General features: G+C 42.2%; 26 protein-coding genes and 1 pseudogene. 6 read left to right on the forward strand and 21 right to left on the reverse strand.

All coding sequences use genetic code 11. The features are described 5' to 3' along the window. Nucleotides 1-27: 27 nt before the first annotated feature. From H1230_RS20625 to H1230_RS20640, 4 genes are all read right to left on the reverse strand, one after another. Nucleotides 28-168 carry a nucleoside triphosphate pyrophosphohydrolase family protein gene (locus tag H1230_RS20625; protein ID WP_239711768.1) on the reverse strand — a complete coding sequence of 47 codons (141 nt, stop codon included), beginning with the start codon at nucleotides 166-168 and terminating at the stop codon, nucleotides 28-30. 149 nt (nucleotides 169-317) lie between these two features. Next, nucleotides 318-560, reverse strand: coding sequence for a hypothetical protein (locus tag H1230_RS20630; RefSeq protein WP_239711769.1), 243 nt, complete (start codon nucleotides 558-560; stop codon nucleotides 318-320). Nucleotides 561-637: 77 nt separating this feature from the next. Next, the gene (locus H1230_RS20635) at nucleotides 638-970 is read right to left on the reverse strand and encodes a hypothetical protein (RefSeq protein ID WP_239711770.1); all 333 of its coding nucleotides are present in this window, start codon (nucleotides 968-970) and stop codon (nucleotides 638-640) included. A gap of 61 nt (nucleotides 971-1,031) precedes the next feature. Beyond that, nucleotides 1,032-1,193: a hypothetical protein gene (locus tag H1230_RS20640; RefSeq protein WP_239711771.1), complete on the reverse strand. Its 162-nt coding sequence runs from the start codon at nucleotides 1,191-1,193 to the stop codon at nucleotides 1,032-1,034. Between the two features lie 87 nt (nucleotides 1,194-1,280). On the opposite strand from H1230_RS20640, the gene H1230_RS20645 reads away from it, so the two are divergent. After that, nucleotides 1,281-1,487: a hypothetical protein gene (locus H1230_RS20645; protein WP_239711772.1), complete on the forward strand. Its 207-nt coding sequence runs from the start codon at nucleotides 1,281-1,283 to the stop codon at nucleotides 1,485-1,487. On the opposite strand, the gene H1230_RS20650 is transcribed toward H1230_RS20645, so the two are convergent. Both H1230_RS20650 and H1230_RS20655 read right to left on the reverse strand, forming a co-directional pair. Then, nucleotides 1,484-1,711 carry a hypothetical protein gene (locus H1230_RS20650; RefSeq protein WP_239711773.1) on the reverse strand — a complete coding sequence of 76 codons (228 nt, stop codon included), beginning with the start codon at nucleotides 1,709-1,711 and terminating at the stop codon, nucleotides 1,484-1,486. The two genes, H1230_RS20645 and H1230_RS20650, sit on opposite strands and share 4 nt — an antisense overlap. Nucleotides 1,712-1,784: 73 nt before the next feature. Further along, nucleotides 1,785-2,102 carry a hypothetical protein gene (locus tag H1230_RS20655; RefSeq protein ID WP_239711774.1) on the reverse strand — a complete coding sequence of 106 codons (318 nt, stop codon included), beginning with the start codon at nucleotides 2,100-2,102 and terminating at the stop codon, nucleotides 1,785-1,787. A 357-nt stretch (nucleotides 2,103-2,459) separates the two neighbouring features. On the opposite strand from H1230_RS20655, the gene H1230_RS20660 reads away from it, so the two are divergent. Then, nucleotides 2,460-2,696, forward strand: a complete 237-nt coding sequence (locus H1230_RS20660) for a DUF2642 domain-containing protein (protein WP_239717437.1) — start codon at nucleotides 2,460-2,462, stop codon at nucleotides 2,694-2,696. A gap of 444 nt (nucleotides 2,697-3,140) precedes the next feature. On the opposite strand, the gene H1230_RS20665 is transcribed toward H1230_RS20660, so the two are convergent. Beyond that, nucleotides 3,141-3,434, reverse strand: coding sequence for a phage portal protein (locus H1230_RS20665; RefSeq protein WP_239711775.1), 294 nt, complete (start codon nucleotides 3,432-3,434; stop codon nucleotides 3,141-3,143). A 199-nt stretch (nucleotides 3,435-3,633) separates the two neighbouring features. Here H1230_RS20665 and H1230_RS20670 point away from each other — a divergent pair, with 199 nt between their 5' ends. Together H1230_RS20670 and H1230_RS20675 are read left to right on the forward strand one after the other, a co-directional pair. After that, nucleotides 3,634-3,825, forward strand: coding sequence for a hypothetical protein (locus tag H1230_RS20670; protein ID WP_239711776.1), 192 nt, complete (start codon nucleotides 3,634-3,636; stop codon nucleotides 3,823-3,825). A 177-nt stretch (nucleotides 3,826-4,002) separates the two neighbouring features. Beyond that, nucleotides 4,003-4,644: a hypothetical protein gene (locus H1230_RS20675; protein WP_239711777.1), complete on the forward strand. Its 642-nt coding sequence runs from the start codon at nucleotides 4,003-4,005 to the stop codon at nucleotides 4,642-4,644. 88 nt (nucleotides 4,645-4,732) lie between these two features. On the opposite strand, the gene H1230_RS20680 is transcribed toward H1230_RS20675, so the two are convergent. From H1230_RS20680 to H1230_RS20695, 4 genes are all read right to left on the reverse strand, one after another. Then, nucleotides 4,733-4,981, reverse strand: a complete 249-nt coding sequence (locus tag H1230_RS20680) for a hypothetical protein (protein ID WP_239711778.1) — start codon at nucleotides 4,979-4,981, stop codon at nucleotides 4,733-4,735. A 29-nt stretch (nucleotides 4,982-5,010) separates the two neighbouring features. Then, complete coding sequence (locus tag H1230_RS20685; RefSeq protein WP_239711779.1) at nucleotides 5,011-5,883, reverse strand: P-loop NTPase family protein; 873 nt, start codon at nucleotides 5,881-5,883, stop codon at nucleotides 5,011-5,013. A 121-nt stretch (nucleotides 5,884-6,004) separates the two neighbouring features. Beyond that, a complete protein-coding gene (locus tag H1230_RS20690) occupies nucleotides 6,005-6,193 on the reverse strand; it encodes a hypothetical protein (protein WP_239711780.1) in 189 nt (62 codons plus the stop codon). A 132-nt stretch (nucleotides 6,194-6,325) separates the two neighbouring features. Then, a complete protein-coding gene (locus H1230_RS20695) occupies nucleotides 6,326-6,565 on the reverse strand; it encodes a hypothetical protein (RefSeq protein ID WP_239711781.1) in 240 nt (79 codons plus the stop codon). A gap of 502 nt (nucleotides 6,566-7,067) precedes the next feature. On the opposite strand from H1230_RS20695, the gene H1230_RS20700 reads away from it, so the two are divergent. Next, the gene (locus H1230_RS20700) at nucleotides 7,068-7,286 is read left to right on the forward strand and encodes a hypothetical protein (protein WP_239711782.1); all 219 of its coding nucleotides are present in this window, start codon (nucleotides 7,068-7,070) and stop codon (nucleotides 7,284-7,286) included. 40 nt (nucleotides 7,287-7,326) lie between these two features. Here H1230_RS20700 and H1230_RS20705 read toward each other — a convergent pair whose 3' ends face one another. The 4 genes from H1230_RS20705 to H1230_RS20720 all read right to left on the reverse strand — a co-directional run bounded on the left by H1230_RS20705 (nucleotide 7,327) and on the right by H1230_RS20720 (nucleotide 8,670). Then, on the reverse strand, nucleotides 7,327-7,545 hold the full coding sequence (locus H1230_RS20705) for a YolD-like family protein (protein ID WP_239711783.1): 219 nt from the start codon (nucleotides 7,543-7,545) through the stop codon (nucleotides 7,327-7,329). After that, nucleotides 7,542-7,739, reverse strand: a complete 198-nt coding sequence (locus tag H1230_RS20710; RefSeq protein ID WP_239711784.1) for a hypothetical protein — start codon at nucleotides 7,737-7,739, stop codon at nucleotides 7,542-7,544. Before H1230_RS20710 ends, H1230_RS20705 begins: the two co-directional genes overlap by 4 nt. 173 nt (nucleotides 7,740-7,912) lie before the next feature. Next, nucleotides 7,913-8,362: a hypothetical protein gene (locus H1230_RS20715; protein WP_239711785.1), complete on the reverse strand. Its 450-nt coding sequence runs from the start codon at nucleotides 8,360-8,362 to the stop codon at nucleotides 7,913-7,915. A gap of 206 nt (nucleotides 8,363-8,568) precedes the next feature. Then, nucleotides 8,569-8,670, reverse strand: coding sequence for a YjcZ family sporulation protein (locus H1230_RS20720; protein ID WP_239711786.1), 102 nt, complete (start codon nucleotides 8,668-8,670; stop codon nucleotides 8,569-8,571). A gap of 737 nt (nucleotides 8,671-9,407) precedes the next feature. On the opposite strand from H1230_RS20720, the gene H1230_RS20725 reads away from it, so the two are divergent. Then, nucleotides 9,408-9,701, forward strand: a complete 294-nt coding sequence (locus tag H1230_RS20725; RefSeq protein ID WP_239711787.1) for a phosphatidylinositol kinase — start codon at nucleotides 9,408-9,410, stop codon at nucleotides 9,699-9,701. Between the two features lie 148 nt (nucleotides 9,702-9,849). Here H1230_RS20725 and H1230_RS20730 read toward each other — a convergent pair whose 3' ends face one another. The 6 genes and pseudogenes from H1230_RS20730 to H1230_RS20755 form a co-directional block, all read right to left on the reverse strand. Next, nucleotides 9,850-10,062 (reverse strand): hypothetical protein, encoded by a 213-nt coding sequence (locus H1230_RS20730; protein WP_239711788.1) that lies wholly within the window; start codon nucleotides 10,060-10,062, stop codon nucleotides 9,850-9,852. A 139-nt stretch (nucleotides 10,063-10,201) separates the two neighbouring features. Beyond that, a pseudogene (locus H1230_RS20735) lies at nucleotides 10,202-10,306 on the reverse strand (YjcZ family sporulation protein); the annotation flags it as partial. Between the two features lie 660 nt (nucleotides 10,307-10,966). Beyond that, nucleotides 10,967-11,809 carry an oxidoreductase gene (locus H1230_RS20740; protein ID WP_239711789.1) on the reverse strand — a complete coding sequence of 281 codons (843 nt, stop codon included), beginning with the start codon at nucleotides 11,807-11,809 and terminating at the stop codon, nucleotides 10,967-10,969. 68 nt (nucleotides 11,810-11,877) lie between these two features. Next, the gene (locus H1230_RS20745) at nucleotides 11,878-12,249 is read right to left on the reverse strand and encodes a MerR family transcriptional regulator (protein ID WP_239717439.1); all 372 of its coding nucleotides are present in this window, start codon (nucleotides 12,247-12,249) and stop codon (nucleotides 11,878-11,880) included. Nucleotides 12,250-12,553: 304 nt separating this feature from the next. After that, nucleotides 12,554-12,820, reverse strand: coding sequence for a hypothetical protein (locus tag H1230_RS20750; RefSeq protein ID WP_239711790.1), 267 nt, complete (start codon nucleotides 12,818-12,820; stop codon nucleotides 12,554-12,556). Nucleotides 12,821-12,993: 173 nt separating this feature from the next. After that, the gene (locus H1230_RS20755) at nucleotides 12,994-19,731 is read right to left on the reverse strand and encodes a choice-of-anchor I family protein (protein WP_239711791.1); all 6,738 of its coding nucleotides are present in this window, start codon (nucleotides 19,729-19,731) and stop codon (nucleotides 12,994-12,996) included. Between the last annotated feature and the right edge of the window lie 76 nt (nucleotides 19,732-19,807).

Consider the following 19,807-nt stretch of genomic DNA (forward strand, 5'->3'; position numbering starts at 1 on the left):
CCAGACCTCTGTCGGATCGTGCCCATTTCAATAATCTTCCAGCGCTTCAGACGCTTCACTATGAATAAGAGCGATAATCTCACCAAAGCTTGGTTCTTTATCCCACCAGCCCTTACTGACTGCGTTTGCGTGAGCCTTGGAGACCAGTTCATTTATATTATTGTTCATACCTTCGCCGCCTTTCCTAGTATTTCCGGGTTCTCGTAGATATTGCCGATGAATTCTATGTTATCGCCGAGTATGATCCAACTCGTTTCCCCACAATCGTGATAGTATGATGCTATTCTGGTATTCCATTTGATTAAGCCGATCTCAGACTATGGGTCATTCCATTCAGATCTTTCAGGTTCGATATGCCTTGCTATATCACCATCGAACGTTTCTTTCTCATGGCTGTCTGGAAGCCCGATATAGTGCCCTACTGTCTCCGGTCTGACCGCATAAGCAAACGGAGCTCCCGCAGCATTTGAGATATAATGTCCTGCTTTGTTGCCAGTTGATTTAAGGTCTTTGGCAAGAATCGCTAAGTTACCGTAAAACCAGCGCCCTTGTAAATTCATGCCCCGGAATTTGTACTCTCTGCTCGTACTGGTTATGCCTCCCCAACTATAGGTTTGAAATCTCCAATGTCCTCGCCTTAAGAACCTTTATTTACTTCACAATCATGTTCCCAACAGCCCCGGCACATCCGTTTAACGAGAGCCATGTCAAACATATGAGGGTGACTCAATTCCGTGGCCTTATCTCCGCACCAGTCACAGGTCAGTAGTTCTGGCAGGCTGGAGAGCCACGCTGTAATTTCCATAGCCAACTGCTGGTTGCCTGTAGCCTTTGCATAGGCCATCAGTGCCGCTCGCGCCGCAGGGTTCAGCAGTAGGCTTGAGCACGAAATAATTCCCTTCGGATTCCTGGCGGTCTCGCGGTTAATGATCTGGTATTTGTTATATAGTCCCTTATCTTGGTCGCTCAATGCTTATCGTCTCCTTTATGGGGAGAGGGTGTGGTTAACCTTCAACCTCGTCATCGTCAAACTACGGTCTATCATCCTCTTCAATATCCAACGGTTCGTATTCCTCGTCCTCGCACATCATACGAGCTTCTGCCCACTCTGCTCCGCATCTGCTGCATACCAGATCACCGCCGCAAGTTGTGGGAGGCATAGGGTTATTGTAATACTTGCATTCAGGGTGCATCGTTTATCTCTCCTTATGGGCTATGCCCGATTGATTAGTAATAATTGGGTAATAACTCATATATCAAATAGTGAGAGGTGTTTCCATATGTGGTTTCTGTTAGTTGGTGTAGCTGGTGTATTAATTGGCACCTTTGGAGTTTTTAAACCTGAGCTGCACATGAGGATTCGTCAGCACACTGCGACCTATCCTGTTACTGATGATCCTCAACATTTCAAAAAACTTGGGTACTGGAATCTCGCTGTAGGAGTCATTTGTTTAGGGATTTTTGCTTATAAAAATTGGTTCAATTAATCCTCCTCAATTATGTCAAAGGGTGTCTCCCGACTTCGATCCCGGATGTAGGTCCTCCAGCGTTCGCCACAACCGCAGCTCATAAAGGCCATAATAGTCCAGGGACATTGCCGCTTTAGATCCACCCGGCGATTCTCTTTGCCTGCTTTGCCGCATATGGGGCAGTCCGTCTTAATGAATTCTCTCTTCACTCGCAGCATATGCAGAACTGCAGGCTGGAACATCGTCAAACTCCAGCGCCTTGATCAGATCGTATTGTTTGCCCCCCGGACTGTCTTTGACCACTCGACCCAGCCATCAATTCCGGTTGGCATATTGTGAGCAGTAGAGAAAAAGATTGCCTGTCGGATATAAAATTCTCAGAGCCCTCTCCACGACTGCAGCAGCCTCGCTATCTGTCATTCCCTTTTGTGCTGGTAGCCAGGTCCAATCCTCTTGGACCCATTCCTTTGTTGTATCTTCTGGTTCCCAATCTGGACTTGCAGAAAATTCTTCCCATTCCCCGGTATATGTTCCATACCAATGTCCACGAACATCTGCAGTCAGCTTGTGCGGCCAGTGTTCCTGAACGTAAAGGCGCTTTCGAGCGATACAGGCGGTAAAGTCTGCCTTCACTCGCTGTATCGGCCCGAGTGTCTTTTCAAGGTATTCCAGATATTCTTAGGTCATTGGGTGTTCATGGACGGTGTCAGCAAACACTCTCGTCAATTCGACACCATGCTCCAACTGTCCTTATATCCACATTGCCGTGCTATCTTTACCACCTGAAATGGAGGCTACATTTGCGATTAAGTTCATGTCTTGTTATCACTCTCTGGGGCTATGCCCTCTTATTTATTTGCCATAACTCCGAATAATTGCTTATCCTTTATTTCGCAATTGGGCATCTGCCTAGGCAATGAACTAGGCATCAGCATAGGATGGCGTATAAATTATTTAGGAGGTAATGATTTGAACTATCCTATAAACCAAATGAATTCAATGCACCAAATGCACCAGATGCCCCAATCTATTGTGGTATACCCTGTTGATCCTTATGTTGTAGAAACCTTAAGATCCGTTATTGGAAAACATGTTCTTTTGGAAACTACTCGTGGCGGAATCAGTGGATGCGTTGTTGATGTCAAACCAGATCATGTTGTTTTAGAAACAAGAGGAAGAAATTTCTATGTCCGTATTAGCGAGATTGTTTGGATCATGCCTGAGTAATTTGTACCCCCCGGAGAGCTCACAGCTCTCTTTTTTTACTTTTTCTCGCTTGACGCAAATGTCTTGTTATCCATTTCTAGGGCTATGCTCTAAAATAGTGACATCTGCCTAACCTGACCAGCTGCTTACGGATTGATTCACATAACTTCTTCCCGACTGCCCCCGTCAGCGCCTGCAAAGTTATCTATGATGATCTCTCTCATGAGTTGCCGCCTTTCTGCTCAAAATAAGAGCGTATGTTCCGTCTCAGGCATGTGACTGCCCGCCGCCGCAGGCTTCCCTCGGCGTTTGCTCGGTTTTTTCTTCTTTTCGTCATATTCCTTGTACGCCACTGGATCAATGATCGACCAGATAACCTGGTGCTAGTAAAGGCTTTATCCTTAAGCAGAACCTTTGACCCTACTTCTCCGGCCCAGCTGTGGACGTCTACATATTTTTTTACTGCTAGTGGCGCGTGATCCCAGCTGTAGCCAGTTGGCCGACCTGTGCCACTCGCCAGCTTTGAGAGGTCATCTCGCTGTTTGGGCGATCATGAAGTAGTTCAAATACCGGATGACTGTCTGCCTTATCCTTTCCGCCACCAGGTCGCTTTTTGTACACGAATAAAAGCAACGTTCCAACACCTTCAGAGAGTACTCTCACGCAGCTGAAAACGGTTATGAACTTCATCGCCTGCGCCTCGGATATTTTGTCTCCTGGGGAGGATTGTCTGCCATACAAAAATACCCTATCGACCATTTATTAATCACATCTTTTAGCCCGGGAACCCAAAGCAAGGTATCTTGCATGATACAGTTTAAAACTATACTGTAACCTGTTCAAACTTCTCAATATCAGGACTAATTTCGCTTAAATTCCTATTTTCACGCTCAAAAGAGTTTTAAAAAGAACGAGAGAGGTAATAGGAAGGAGTGACATCGGAGGAGACTAGTTACTTATGATGCAAAGTGAAATCGAATCGATTTTAGCGAGTAAAACTTCTTTGAGCATTCATCTTATTAGCGGTGAAACATATATAGGTTTTTTTGATTTTAATCTTGAAACTAAATATTTGAACGTAATCGGTATGAATATTACTTTCCCCGTTTGGGCCATCAAACGAATTAAAAATACCCCGTTGACCAAATAAGGTTGACGGGATATTTTTTTGTGTACTTCTGGATCCGTCCACCATAATCAATAAACCATGCTCTGTGAACTGGACACTCCCAGCAAATCCGCGATGAGATAACTCATACACGTTCGTTACGGATTCAAACGTTAATTAGGAGTTTATAATAAACTGTAGTCAGAAAGAGGGTCCGTAATGTATTTAAGCGAGTTTGCCAACGAATATAGTGAGAATTTTGAAGTATTACGAAATGGTAAAATAATATCGGTTACAAAGGGCGTAATTAGCCACAGTAAAGGAAAGAAGATTATTCAGTTCTCTCTTGATACGGATGTTTTCTGTGGAGATTGGATCGTGTCTCGTCTATCGAATAAAAGGTTTTATATCGATGATGTAATTTCACGTAAAAATTTTAATAATCGTCCTCGGTCAAAGGTCGTGTATTATTCTACTGAAATAGAACATGAAGCGAAGACTACCCTGCTCACTTCAGCTCCTCTAATGCTCACCGATCAAGATTCTCACATTCGAGCACAACCTGACTCCACACTATTCACTAATGTTTCCGATGAGCAAATCGAAGATTATATAGAGAATAACTGTGGCGAAGATAAGGAATTAATGCGGGGCTTGTTACGAAGTATTAATGCGGTGATAGAAAATAATATACCTGTTCAGAAGGGATCGTTTAGCGTCTTCTCTGAGATTTCACCCAAATATGCCTGGCTTCTAGGTATATTAACAACAAAACTACTTGTTCACTTTTTTAGTAATACCATTACTCCGGATATAAAGCCGATTATGCCCTCAAGTGAGGCATCACCTATAACTAATTAATGACCTAATTGTCATCACTATTCATATAAATTCCATCCTCATCATCGAGTAAAAGCCTTCCTGATTAAGGAAAGGCTTTTTTATTTAATTACTTTGGTTGCTCGACAAATTGTCCAGTCAATGGATCATAATGAGGTCGCTCTCCAGCAATCTTTAGTTCAATTCGATGCATCGATTGCAGAAGTTCTCCAAAACCAATAAAAAACACTCCAACTATAATTGCCCATACGACAACCTTGAAACTGGCAAGTATGCTACCTGAGCCTATCGGGACAGCAAGCAGTATTCCAAGGACTATAATGCCACTTCCAAAATACTTAAGATGTTCACCTTTCATCAGTTTCCTCCTTCATTAGTTCATTTTCTTCAAAATATTAATCTATTTATTTGTAGATCCTGCTCCCTATCCGATAGGATCCCAAATAAAAGTTGCTTGTAATCGTTTAAGTCAAACGAAGAATTATTCACTTTTTGCTGAGCTATTGTGATGCCGTTTAAAATTTCTTCTTCCAATGCCCTCCTTGCCTGAAGAACGTGCAGAGTTCCTTCTACACCCTTGTAACCATGCTCTTGTCCATACCCTTGGTTTGTATAATATTCAATAAATCCCTCTGACCATTCCTTAGGTCTTTCCTTAACGATCTTTCTAAATGAATGCTCTAGATCGTTCTGTTCTACGTAAATCAACAATGGATTCAATCGCTCCACAATCGCTGCAAGTTCTTTAACATAACTTAGTATTTCTTCTTTGTTCGCGTCATATTTAATCATTCCTATCGTTACAGGATTCTGTATAAAACAACAATCAAAAATAAAGATGTCTGAACCTATCAAAGCACTCTCTACAAACTCCCTCCATCTTTTTGTGATTAGTTCCCTGTTTTGTTCTAGCGACAATTCATAAATATCTTTTTTGACAACGGTATGCATGAATTCATCTGGAAAAATCAGCTTATCTTCACTTATTATTTTCCGATATTCCAATAAGTAGTTGTTATCTTTTTTAATCATACGAGTTCTCAACAATTCACTAAATTTTTCATAGGTGCTCAATAATTCATCGAATTCTTTTTTATTAAAGCAGGCAACTCCCTCATAATCAGCGGGATGTTCCAAATCTCCTTCTAAAAACAATTGAGATTTAATATTCATTTCCGTAAGAATCTCATGAACTAGTTGAGCCGTAGTTGTTTTTCCGAATCCTGGTAATCCCTCAATTAATATTAACTTTGTTCTCATATAAACGTTCTCCTCCATTTGATATTCTGCTATTGATAAGGACTCATGATGTCAAAGTGATCCTTGCGCAGCGACGGCTTCCTTATCGCTTCCCAATCCGGCGGCGCAGCGAAGAAGGTCTTCAGTCGATCAAAGATTTGTTCTCGTTCCGCGAACCGAAGGGTCCATGTTGTTCTATTAGCTTCTTCGCCTCGCGCATATGAGTCTCGAATCGAATCAGATCAAATAATAAGGAGAAATAGCCCATCAACTCTTCGAACATCCCGCGCTCCGTGTCGCCTATCGGGATATTGGTGAAACCATGTCTCAAGCCCTTTTTAGACTCCTCCATATAGGAGTAGTTTAAGCGCGCTAAGTTCGCTGCGTACACAGTTCTGCCGATACGATAGTGGTAGAATGCGCTACACAGCAGCCAGACAAGAGGAGGATAAATCCACCAAAACTATTCCGAATGGTCCCAATATAAACTGCGATTGGCCGTTCCCAGCAGCTCGAAATAATCTGCAAGCGTACCGACGTCACCTTGCTCGTATAATGGCTCCATTAATCCACGAAACTCATAAAGTCCGAAAGCGAAATGGTTCTCGATCGTATATCCTTCGGCTAGGTAATCACGATGGTCCTCCTCCGTACGTTCGACCTTCTCCTTTAACCCTGCGTAGAATAATAATCGATCATTCATATTCCGCATGCATGCTCCCTAATATCCATATACACCCTTTTATAGTAATTCTGTATTGCTACCTTACTGTCCTGCCTAACGAATCGTCTTGCTAGGGAGGAGGGTATAAGCAAGGGGAATGAAATGGTTTTAGATATGATTACTAACAAGTATGAGTAAAGAGCATTTTCAAATACCTAAATAATTCGAGCTGGTTTAGGAATGCCTAGTAGCTGTAGCCAGTGGGTAAAAATATAACCCCGCCATGTTCAGCAGGGTTAATGCAAATTATCTTCCACCAGTTGTCATATGAACCCTCATTTCAAATCATTTCCTTTTCCCGAAGAGGGGAGAGATCCAATTAATCAACGATGTAGTTCTAGCTTTATACCTTAGATACTTTTCGTCAATCGATTTGTCATATATAATCTCATATGTAGAATACAATAGGTGAAGTATTTTGTCCGAAGAATGGACTGAACCTTTTTAACACGATGAAAGCTGAAGATGAGGAGGATATAAATTGGAGGAAGTACGAATTCAAAACAAAGATCGTACCGTTAGTTTTAGGGTCGCGGAAGCAGCAGGTGAATTTATCGTCTTTGATATGTCACTATCTAGCCCCACGCGGAATAGAACAACTTACAGTGGCACTAATTTCAAAGACGCTTGGAAAGCAGTAGAATCTATAATTGGGGAAACCGCTATACCTAATGAATTCCAAAAGCATGCAACTTCCTGAACAACAGAAACGGCCCCAAGCAATTAATGGGACCGTTTCTTTATGAAGTCACATCAATAACATCTTCTATTCGCATCCAATCCCAATCATCATCTGGCCACCGAAGTTTAATACCCAGCTGCCGGTCTACCTTCATTACTATACCTTTGGCAAATCGGTTCTCAAATGAATCGTACAAGGTGAGTGTGACGGCGCTATGCTCCTCCATAGACTTGTATAACGCCTGTTCGATCATTTCTCTTTTTGTTAATTCACTCATGCTATCTTCCCCTTCTTCACCGGCTGCCAAGCAAGGATGCTATGGGTCAGAAATACACGCGGTGATCCGGTAGTCAGACAAGTTGCTCTTATTCGACCGTCTCGGATACCTTCAATCTCAATTTTCCGTTGCGTGATCTTCCCTGCTTTGTCCTGGTACATTATTTCAATGGTTTGGCCGATACTCATTTTCATTTTGACCGCCTCCAGGTATAAGAACGTTTGTTTGTATTATATGCGAACATTCGTTCTTTATGCAATGTAAAATAAAGGAGCCTCTATTATTTCCAAGGCTCCTTCTTCCTTTTTAATCGGTTGGTTAATGCTATAACGTACTCCAAGATGAAACGGATAAATTCTAATCTTTTTTAAAATGCACCCGCTTGTGCAACACCACTAAAAGCGACAGGCCCAGTAATTGTGATATCTGGTCCCTCGCCAGTGTCAGCAGCGTACATAGAGTATCGTAATTCACCTGTGCCAGGAACAACTGGATGAAAATCTACGGCATGAAATGAAAGCAGGTTATTTCCTGTGAACAAATCTACGACTGCAGTATAGATTAAGACACCAGTACCACTTACTCCTGTACCTCCTCTTTCAACGGTAATCGTAACCTCGTTTGCCGCAACTCCAGCAACACCGATTGTTCCCCACAATTCAATACGGACATCCGCAGCATTTGGAGTTGCTAATACATCCGCGACTTGTAAACCGATATCACCCAAAAGCAGGGTTGGAGTTGTTGGAAGCACAGTTGTACCGGTACTAAGATTACTAAACTCAGAGACTCTAGAATCTAGAAATTGTATAGCCATGTGGATCACTCCTTATTAAATTATTACCTTCCGGAAGGCATAATATAATATATGTGATCTTTTAAAAACTGATTGGACAAACTAACTATATAACAAGAAGAATCGGCTACTGGAAAATAAAAGTGCCCCCTAGAAATTCCATCGGATTTACCAGGGGGTTTATCCGATGTCTATTCTAAGAGGCAGCTATAGTGGAAGGTTTGAATTTAAATCATGAAAGTCTTAGTGATGATTACCAACAAAATAAACAGAACCAAAATTGCAGTGGGAGATGTAAATCCACCATATCCTCCAGCAAATTCACCCATTATATTTCCTCCTTTCTAATTGAAAAAGGCTTAGAATATACAAGCTTTTAAAATAATAACTAATAAGATATAGAGTACCAAGATTGCTCCTGTCGAAGTAAAAGGACTGATGACTCTATGCTCATGTCCACACTCACTCATTTGTTACCCCCCTTTGCAATTGAGTACAATTTAAGGTATGAGCAAATGCTTACTAAGGATTGGGCAAAGTGGCAAAATTTCACCCAAGTGAATTCCGTCATTAGTAATTGGTTATATTAATAACAAAGGAGTTGTTTTTTATGTCATGGATCATTATTGTGATCGTCTTGGTTGTAGTTTTTGGATTGTTTAACAGAGGCAAACGTCGCAGATAATGCGGCGTATTTTTTTGTCCGGAGCTATTACTTACGCATATTAGCTTAATTTGGTGGACTTCTATCTTTCATCGTCATATCCGTCCGCGGCCTTGCCCTGTATAATTGCTATTAACAACTTGCAAGGGGTGTTTAGTTTGCGAATCGCCTTCTGGATTATTTTCGCTTTTGTGTCAGTTTTAGTTGTGTTTGTGGTCGGTGGATTGATCGGACGTAAGCGACGCAAGTAAGTTATTGGGGGCTGTGCCCCTTTTTTTGTGTTTCCAACTGCTCCTGTCAGCTTCACCGCCCAAATATTATTACTTATAGGCATTCGCCGTGAACGATATAGGTTATAGTCCATAGACTGTTGTCGAGATATATTATCTGAGGAGGTTATTCATGGATACAAATTATCAACAAGTCAGTTGGAGTTGCATGAATAAATACGTTGGAATAATGACGACTGATGGTCAAGCACACGATGGATTTATCGCTCACGTAGATCAGGATTATGTCACCCTCGCTATCCCTACAAATGAAATGATGGGTCATATGAATGGAATGCCTGCGCAAAATTCTTCTTATCGACAATTTGGGTTTCATCCAGGCTTTTTCCCAAGACGTCGCTTTATCCAAAGACGTATACCTTTTGGCGGCATTGCCGCTTTGTTTTTGCTTCCATTTTTCATTTGATGATTGCTCGGGGATATGTTTGTGCATATCCTCTTTCTTTTTCAAGGGTATCGCTTTCCCTATATACCCCACTGCATTGATGGGCATACAAAAGGGCCACTCTCTATTAGCAGTGACCTACGTAATTAAGACTTATGTATTAGGTTGTCTATGCTTCTTGTTTCATCAAATCATCCCACGCTTCAAGGATATACTCCTCACCATCTCTGACGCTGAAACATACCTTTATGGACACCTGGAACGGGCCTTCTTCTCCACAACACTGAATGATTGCATAATACGTCTTGGTGTCACTCGAAATGACTCCACCCACATACTGCAGCCCGTTAATCTCCTCGCTTTTGATCATTTTTCTGATCAACTTCATCCCCTCCTCATACCATAATTCGGCATTTGGAATAAAAACCCTTTAATCGCAAATACGCAAATTTCAACCGCCATAATCGTTCGCAAACTAACAAAAAATATCCGCCAGATTTCGCTGACGGATGATTACAAGATTATATCAAGAATGCTTTAGAAATAATTACTAACAGGATGAACAGAACCAATATCGCTGTAGTAGACGTAAATCCACCACCAACACCGCATCCTACTCCACCAACAACACTGTCATTCCCTCCACATGCACCACCGTACAGAGCCATCAGGTAATTCCTCCTTTAAAATTGAATACAACTTAAAATATGCGAATTACCTTTAAACGCTTGGGTGTACTGGAAACAAGAAGCAGTAGCTTCACCGTCCTTTATATGAAGACAGCATCCGTTTCTTCGAGAAATATAAGGATAAGTTAGCGTGTGAAATATATAAATTCTTATCTGTTGATAAAAGCTCTCACACTTTCTTACGGTACCTTCTTATAGAAATATATACAACACTCAGTAAAGGAAATATTCCTGCCACCGGCTTTGTATAATATACGGACTGAGCCAGTAGAAACACAGTAGCAGCATAAGCCAAAATCATAAATATTTGTTCCAAGGATAGCTTCTTTTTAAAAATATTTTGCGACACCCACTTCGTTAAGAAGAATGCAATTAGAGAATAAAAGAGTAGGATAAATAACATCATTCCTATGGCAAAAAAAAGTATCACTATATTCACTCCCCTAATCCAGCTCTGATATCTTGGCACATTGACCCTGACATTTTGTGCTGAATGAGTCAGTAATCTCACTATACTGGATATGGAACATTATGTAAAATAAAGAGATACCCACATCATTAACTGATGTGGGTATCTCTTTATAACATTATTTAGAATTATTTTTGGAAATCAGCATTTATTGTAGTCTCTTTCCATTGTTCAATATTTTGCAGTAGATTCGTAAATTTGTGTGTGGCTGCTTGGTAGGCTTGATTTCCTAAAAGAAGACGCATTGGTGGATTTCCAGCTTCCACTACGGTTAGCACTGCTTCTGCTGCTTTTTTTGGGTCACCCGCTTCCTTACCGCCACCCAGTGCCATGTATTGAAATGTAGGAGAAAGCGTTTCTATATAATCAGGAGTACTTGGCTGTGTCTTAGCAGATGAACGTCCGCTCCAGTCTGTCCGGAATCCACTCGGTTTAATTAAAGTTACGTGGATATTAAAGGGTTTTACTTCTTGAGCAAGGCTTTCCGATATACCTTCAACCGCATATTTAGTAGCATGATAATACCCCAGAGTCGGAAATGAAGCTAGTCCACCTATGGAAGAGAAATTAATAATATGTCCGGATTTTTGACTTCTCATCTGTGGTAACACCGCATTCGTTACATGCATAAGTCCCCAAAAGTTAATTTCAAACATTTTTCGTGTTTCTTCTTCAACGCTTTCCTCCACAGAGCTAAAGTAACCAATTCCCGCATTATTTACAAGTACATCAATTGTGCCAAATTTCTCAATGGCTTCATTAACTGCGTTTAGGATTTGTTCTGAATTGGTTACATCCAATTCCAATGCAAGAACATTGGACTCATTACCCTTGACCAGATCATGTAAGGCATCCTTATTTCTAGCTGTTGCCACAACCTTGTATCCTGCTGCAATAGCCTTATCTGCAATTTCACGTCCGAAGCCTGTAGAGCTTCCTGTAATAAACATTACTTTTTTATTTTGAGACAATTCGCTCACTCCTTTAAGTTGATAGCTATAGCGTACAACTTAAAGTTAACTTCATGTCAAATCAGCATTCAATAGATGCTTTTACCCATTACGACCAAATCATAGAAAGCTATTTTTTGAATGATTTTTTCCATGTTATTCTGCGTTTGTGCCATTTGATCTTCTACTTTTTCCTTATGTAAGACTAGAAAGTCTCTTCTCTCTTGAATTGTATCCTCACCTTTTAAAGCTAGCTCCAAATATGTCTTAATCTCTTCGATGGTCATTCCTGTATCCTTCATCGCCATAACAAACCTTAACCAATCCATCTGTTCTTCTGTATATGATCTTCTCCCACCACCATCCCGACTGATTTCAGGTAGTATTCCCTCTTTCTCATAATATCGAAGTGTAGATGCCGGCAATCCGCTGATCAACTGAACTTGTTTTATTGAATACATCATGTTTCCTCCCGATATAGCTCAAGTTAACTTTAACTATAAGTATATATTTTAGGAGACAGCAGTTCAATCAAACAAAAAAAACACCGGTTAAGGTGCTTTTTTTACGGACTCTACTGCAACTCGAACAACAATTAAGTATTTTCTCCAAGAACCCCACCCTTTTCTTCACACTTGTATGTAAGTGATATGCTCAATAAACCAGTTGGCCAACAACATCCTAAAGTAGCTCATAAAGCATCAGGTACAAGTGCAACACCGTTCAGTGATCGGGTTCCTCGTTCCACACAGGCTTATTTTCTACCTAGAAGCTTCTGCTTTCCTGCATATGGATATAGTTGATACCTTGCGCAGTCAATACAGAACCATTCGTATGTGCGACTAGTACTGTCTTTTTCCCTTTTCCCGAATGCGAAAAGCTAACATTATGGGCAAGCTTATTTTCAATAATCTGTTCAAGAGCACTGTGAAAGCTACCGATTGTGGCTCCTTCAAAATCTTCCAATGCTGGTTCTTTTCCAGCCTCTATGCTCTTGAGGATTTGATACAGTAGTGTCTTTGTTCCGCTCATCTGTTGTCACCTCCATACCTATCACTATTCGACAGCTATGGGCCAGTTCCTCTTCTTCCCAAAAGATCCGAACACTGGATTTAATTACGATGGAATAAATTCGAGGAAAAAAACAAAAAACACCGGGAAATCCCGATGTTTTAAGTCTAGAGACAATCGATTGAAATCCCTCTTTATTCTGTAAAGCTGCTTTCAATATATTTTTTCAGTACAGTGGAAACTTCAGCTCTTGTTGCCGTTCCTTTGGGATCATAGAGATTGCCTGGCTTACCACTGATCAATCCAAATGCTTGGATATTCGCCACGGCTTCGCTGGCCCAAGATGAAATTTGCTCATTATCCGCGAATTTGGCGATTGGCGTCGTACCTTCAAGCTTCTGATTCAAATATTTCAGATAATTGTTCAGTAGTACAGCCAATTCTTCTCTGGTAACAGCTTTATCCGGTGCAAAGCTATTATTGCCTATGCCTTGGAGAATGCCATTTGCAGCTGCCCAGGCAATATAAGGCGAATAGTATTTATTTGCGGACACATCTGTAAAGGTCGGAACACCCGAAACATCCGCATTTGACATTTTTCCCAGCACGGTTGCGAGCATTCCGCGTGTCATGGTCTGATCCGGCCCAAATGTATGATTGCCCAATCCGGTAAACCATCCTCTTGCAGCCGTAAAATAAACACTGTCTTTACTCCAATGGCTATCAATATCGGTAAACTCTGTATACTGATATCCTACTGCAAATTTCGAGAAATGTTTGGTTATAAAGTCAATCGTTTGAGCCGTTTCATTGTATTTGCTTGTCACAGGTACGGCATTACCGCTGTTGTCAATATAATACGCTACAATTGCATTTATATTTTCTCCAGCCCCTCTTACATAAGGGATTTGTACCTTCACCGATTCACTGCCAAAACTTGTTATCTTCGAATCTCCATCGGTAATTGTAAAATCATAAACCGGTCTGCCGGCTACCAAAGCCTGTACGCTGCTCGTTAAAGCAGTGCCTGACGCTCTTTCAACGCTTATTTTGAGCTCTTGCCCTTTGGCGGCCTTACTAATAGCATCTACTGCCAAATTCCCAAAGGTAATCACTGCAAAACCGGTATTGATTTTCAAATCAGTCTTTGTTTCAGACGACAGTTTCTTCAAGAACTCGTTTGACAGCTCTACCGTAACTTTTTTAGTCTCTGTCGTAGCTTGTCCGCTTATTTCCACCACAGTCTTCATTCCAGCCTCTTCGTTCGCTTTGGCGTTGTCCAGCAGCTTCTGAGTAACCTCATCCGCCAGCTTAACCGTTGCTTCGCCTGTCACTGAATTTAAGGACAATTTCACCACAGCCACCGTATCAGTTACGGTTACTGTTTGTGGACTTCCTGTTGGTTGTGCAGACGCAACTGGTTGCCCTGGTGTCGGTGTTGGTGTTGGTGTCGTTGGAGTTGGAGTTTCTGGAGTGTAATATCCTTTGGGTATTTCAATGACGGATACCGTTCCTGAAACCTCGTTAGCTACAAGTAACAGCGGATAACGTGTAGGACTTTGATCTGCTGCAACAAAATTCTGCCCTTCGGGAGAGACATCTCCAGCAATTTGATACGCTGGCTTTGTACCTGTATTATCCACCGAATTCTGGAAATCCCTTGTATTCAGATAGTCGTAAAAAACAGGGGCGTTTATATGTGAAATGTCGTACATCATATTGCCGCTGACCCGCTCCAGCCCAATAAACACATAGGGTTTTCCGTCAACAACCCCAACTTTTACATCTTCAGGCTCAGGGCCCTTTTTAGCGCTTCTTTTCTCGAATACAAAATCGTCATTGGACCAGTTGAAATATTTGGGAACTAGCTTTGCAGTCTGCTTTTCTAGGCCAGCACCGCTGTCGTACACAAGGGACATGTCCTCTGCATCCCATATGGAGAAGGAACGTGCACCAAACAGATAAGTTTTCCCGCTTATAAAGCCAGCTCCATTTACACCTACTTCATAGTCTGAAGTATCAAACGTTGTTACTTTCATATCCTTGGTGGCATCTCCATCCTGCCCTTTACCAAGTTTAATATCCTTCTCGTTGATATAACCGTTCCAGTCTCTTGAATCCCCTTCGTTTGCTGTAACGATATATGTTTTCCCGCCAGTTGTATATGTGGTGATTCCATCTGGGTTATAGATGCCAAACACATTTGCTTCGGTTTTAATTTCTATTTTTCCATCCCTGCGCATATCAAGTTCATTTCCGGCAGCACTGTGATCTTTAAAACCCAGACCTTTTATACTTGTAAAAGTCCCCTTAGCAATATCCAGAGTGGCAATGGCATTGGCCTCCTGAAGGGAGATGAAGGCTAACTTGCTGTCGGCAGATACCGCCGCATATTCAGGCTCCAGATCTACGGAAGGTTTTGTTTGTTTTTTTAGGATGACATTATTGGCCAAAAGTGCATTTCTCGCCTCACCGCTGTCAAAGCTAGTGAAATCAATCACCTTGGCTGTTTCGGCCTGCAAATTGATAAGAGTGACAGAACCTTTTGGATCTACTGCAGGTGCAGTATAACCTTGGCGAGGCTCACCCTCATCCGCCGTTAACAGATATTTGTTATCGGGAGTAAAGCTCACCATATCGGGCTGAACTCCTGTTGTGTAATGTTTTTTGTAATTCCCGTCATAGTCCAGCAGTAGGACTGCACCAGGCTTACTATAATCCGCCTCTTGAATGGCAATCGCAATCGTATTCAGCTCTGTATTAATATCCACACTGGTGATATCACCAAAGGTGAATCCGTCGATCATCGAACTGACATCAATCCGTTTTTCCAGAGCCAGGGTAGTCTCCTGTCCGGATACCAAAGATTTAAGGCTGACAATATCAACCTTCTTTTCCTTGCCGTTAATCAGATAGAACTTTTGATTATCGCTATTATATTTGACAATCTCGGCAACTCCGCCTCCCAGATTAGAATAGCCTGTAGAATAGCTGCCTATCTTAGTCATGATACTTGTTGTGATCAATTGAATTTCATTTCTGTCGCGCACACGAATTCTCTTGCCAACAGGATCGATGGACGATAGCCCAATAGCTGAAATGTGATCTCCTGCTTCAAGGAATTCAAGATTTACTGTCGGATTAATATATCCATCAATAAATACTCTTACATCCCCGGAGCCGTCATTTATCACAATTGCTCCAACTTTCCCGCTATCCAGACTTACTGATTTCACAGTACCCTCAACCTTCACCAGGCTTCCCCGGGTGGTATCGGCAGTAGCTGCAGCTGTTGTGACCAGAGCTGGAGCTATTTCATTTACACTGCTGTCCAATATCTCAATCTTCTTCACCGTCAGCTGTTTCTCACCCAGATAGCCGCCTACTGTTCCGGTGACCTCCACTTTCTGCCCAACCCTGAAGTTTCCGGAGACTGGGAAAAGATTAATGCCCGCTGTGCTGTCCTGTACATATATAGAGTCGAAAAATGCAGTGCTTTGATCATACCCGCTGGCATTGGAGGTAACGGTGCCTTGAATCGTAAACTGTGCACCTTCCTCTGCCGCCTGCACTTCAGCAATGGGTGTTACCGTTCTTGGAGCTATATCCTTCAAGATATTCTGCGTGATGTTGTAGTTGCTGTAGCCAAGCTCTGTAGCATTATCTAACGTTGCCTGCACTTCAAAGTTGGACATAAAAACCGACCCGGCTACAAACAGCTTGGCCCCATGCTCCAAGGTTTCCACCGTTAGGACCGGAATATTTCCTTTTGTAACTGGATTGCCTTCCCCGCCTTTGCTGTCCTTATCTGAATCCAGACTTTCAGAGGTAGCATGGGAAGTCACGATATTGGTTACTGCTGCCCTGTCGGCCTCGGGTACCCAAAGTGATGCACCACTGTAAAAGCTATACTCCTGCGCCGGATTCACGCCAAGGTTATAGGGACTGCTCATATTGTAGTTCTTAAAGCGGAGCCTGAAATTCTGGTTAGGTACGAATGTGGTGTTATCGATAAGTTCATCGTCTACTATGCGGGTTTTTGCGTTAACAGCCGCAAGTATTGCATTTTGTTGATATGAGGCATGATAGCTTGCGGCATTCGTTCCATCCCCATAATCCGCAAGCCCGCAGACAATCAGCGTTTTACCGCTTGCCGTAAAGGCTTGGATAGCCGCAATTTCTGCTGCTGAATACTCTCCAAGTGCACCAACAGTCGCTTTGCGGTTAGGCGGTGTTAAGATCAACCCTTTTAGCCCGGCCAGCTTCTCCGCTGTAATCCCGCCTTTGATCTCTACAAGTCGGACATCATATTCCTCGGCCAGCTTGGCAAAATTAGTCATGCTATTGGCATAGTTGCCGGCAACATATTCATTCAGATGCGAGGCATCCACACCTATACTTATGAGCTTGGCAGCCTCTCTTACCTTTAATTGCAGCGATTGTGTGAGAACCCTGCTGATACCGTTCACCTCAGCATTTACCGTCACATCTACGGTAATCGTTCCTGCGTCAGTAGGTGTATAAGATATACTGTCTTTCAGCGTTGCCAGAGAGGGAATTTGTCCGTTTATGGATTTATCCGCAACAGTTACCCCTCCGATTTTATAATGAATGGATTGAATGGTAATGGGAGTGGCTTCATTATTAAAAAGTTCGGTTGAGATCTGAAGCGCTTCTCCGGTCACTGGCATGCTGACCGATGAGGTTATTGCATTAATGCCAACCTTTTCAACTTCTCCCACCCAGACAGGTGCAGTTACAGCGATGTTGCCATCTGCTTCAACTACCCGGATATAATAATATCCGTTAGCCGGGTTGTTTATTTTCACAGCATAATTCGCACTGTTTGTGGTGAAATTCTGAAGATTAGTCTCCTTGCCGCCACTGGTGATAAGCGATACTTGTCCGATTTGATCCGAAGAATCTGGGTCTAAGAGATCAACGTTGATATTTAATTCACCGATGCCTGAAGCTAGACTTGTGCCCATCGGCTCATCATTTGCCGTATATTTAATCTCCAGATTCTCATCTTCGGTTGCATATACATGCATTTCACGGAGCGCTGCGTACACGCCTTCCTTAGTAAAGTTATCCGTTACAATTGCCGTTCTCGCTGTATTTGCATTGCCCCACAGTCCTTTATGATTGTCCTGATTGTTGGTAGGTGCCAGATGCCAGCCTTTGTCGAGCGCATTGTTATAGTACTCATAGGACCGGAAATATCCGCCTGAGCTTACAGCTCCTTCGCCGTTGCCCACCTCTATCAGTGTCATATGCTGGTTGATTTCAGGATCATAATTTGAGAAATTATTGAAATCGCCAAAGGTGGGTCCCGGATGATTAAATTGGCCGATAGACCCCGGAACATTCTTCAAAAGATTATAGTAATTGGTCATGCCCGAAATACCTGAGGCATACGTTTTATTATTTCTGCTGACAAAACCTTCTGTAGCAAAGGTGTTAATATGCCCGGGCCCGCCTGCCCAAGTCATTTCATAGCCGTAAAACGGTACGAAATCAGCTGTCGCCGCCGCTGCTGCCGTGGTTTGCCCCAACTGCCACTTGGCATTTGTTGAGCTTGCCGCATATTCTACAGGAGCACTGGACGTATCAAAATAATTAGAATGATCCGTTAAAGCGAAAAAATCCAGCTTGGCAACATCTCTGGCATAGGCATAAGCCTCCGCCAGTGTTCCAGAACCATCAGACTGAACGGTATGTCCGTGCAATTGCCCGAAATAAACTTGTTCTTCTGCACTTCCATCCTTAAGTGTGTAATTGAAGGTTGATTTCACACTGTCCTTATAACCTGCCATTATAGCAGTTGCTTCTATTTTGACGGGAAACATGTCTGACGTTAATGTAATCGGACTACTGTAAACAGCTTCTGAAACCACAGTTTCGCCTGTTAGGCCAGCTTTTTTGGTAAGGACATAATTTATTGCCGCTCCAGCGGTTGGTGTAGACAGTGAGATTTGCGTACCAGCCGCAACTGCACCTGTTTTGCTTGCTGATACCGGTCTTACCTGTGCCTGGGTGTAAATAAACGTTCTAGCTGCACTTTCATTCGTGCCTTTTACGGCCTTAGCCGTGATGACTGCTGTATTTCCAGACTGATTAAATTCATCGATCACAACAGTACCTGACGTTGAGTTAATCGTCTGTGCAGCCCCGCCGTTCAGCATGTACTCAATGGTTGCATCTGAGGTGATTGTAGATAAAGTCACCGTGCTGCCTTGGGGAACTTCCGCACCATGATCCGGAATTGCTGTAACAGCTGCCACCGTGGTGGAATCTGCTTTTTGTTCACCCGTTATTTTGATGTCTGACATTCGTGAGGTTCCTGTTGCAGCTACTGTTCCTGCTACAATAGATACATTGCTTGTCTGCAAAAATCGTAAATAGACAGTGGCATTATCATTTACATCTGCAGGCAAAGTAAATTCCGATTTTGTCAGAGTTCCTGTGTTTGCATATGTTCCGTCCTGGATATCTGTAAAAGTAACCTTGTCTGTACTGTATTGCAGTTTGAAATCTTTGGGGCCTGTAGTGGATCCATATGAACTAAAATCCAGTTTCAAATTCTCATAACCGGCTGATGACAACGCTATTTGCCAATATTTCGTATTGGCGCCATTATCCCAACCGTTTATAGAAATAGACCTATTACTATTAGTATAAGTAGATATCGTTCCCCCTGTCGCATTAACACCCATATAAGTTGTGAGTGTTACTGTATTGGCAGCAGCAACTCCACCGGTTGCCGGAAAACTAGTTAAGGTCTTTGTCACATCGGGATTATCAATAAAGTCCCATTCAGCAACAGTTACAGCAGCAGAAGCATTTACATAAGTGGATATTGGCAACATGATTACTAACATGATTACAACCATGAATGCGCTTAATATCCTTCTTGGATTTTGGATTCTCATATATACCTCCCTAGTAGTATTCACTTAACTATAAAAGGGATATGTAAAATCCTTAGTAAGGTTATGTTAATCTTTT

Origin of the sequence: Paenibacillus sp. 19GGS1-52, from assembly GCF_022369515.1 — a bacterium.
Classification (GTDB): Bacteria; Bacillota; Bacilli; order Paenibacillales; family Paenibacillaceae; genus Paenibacillus_AQ.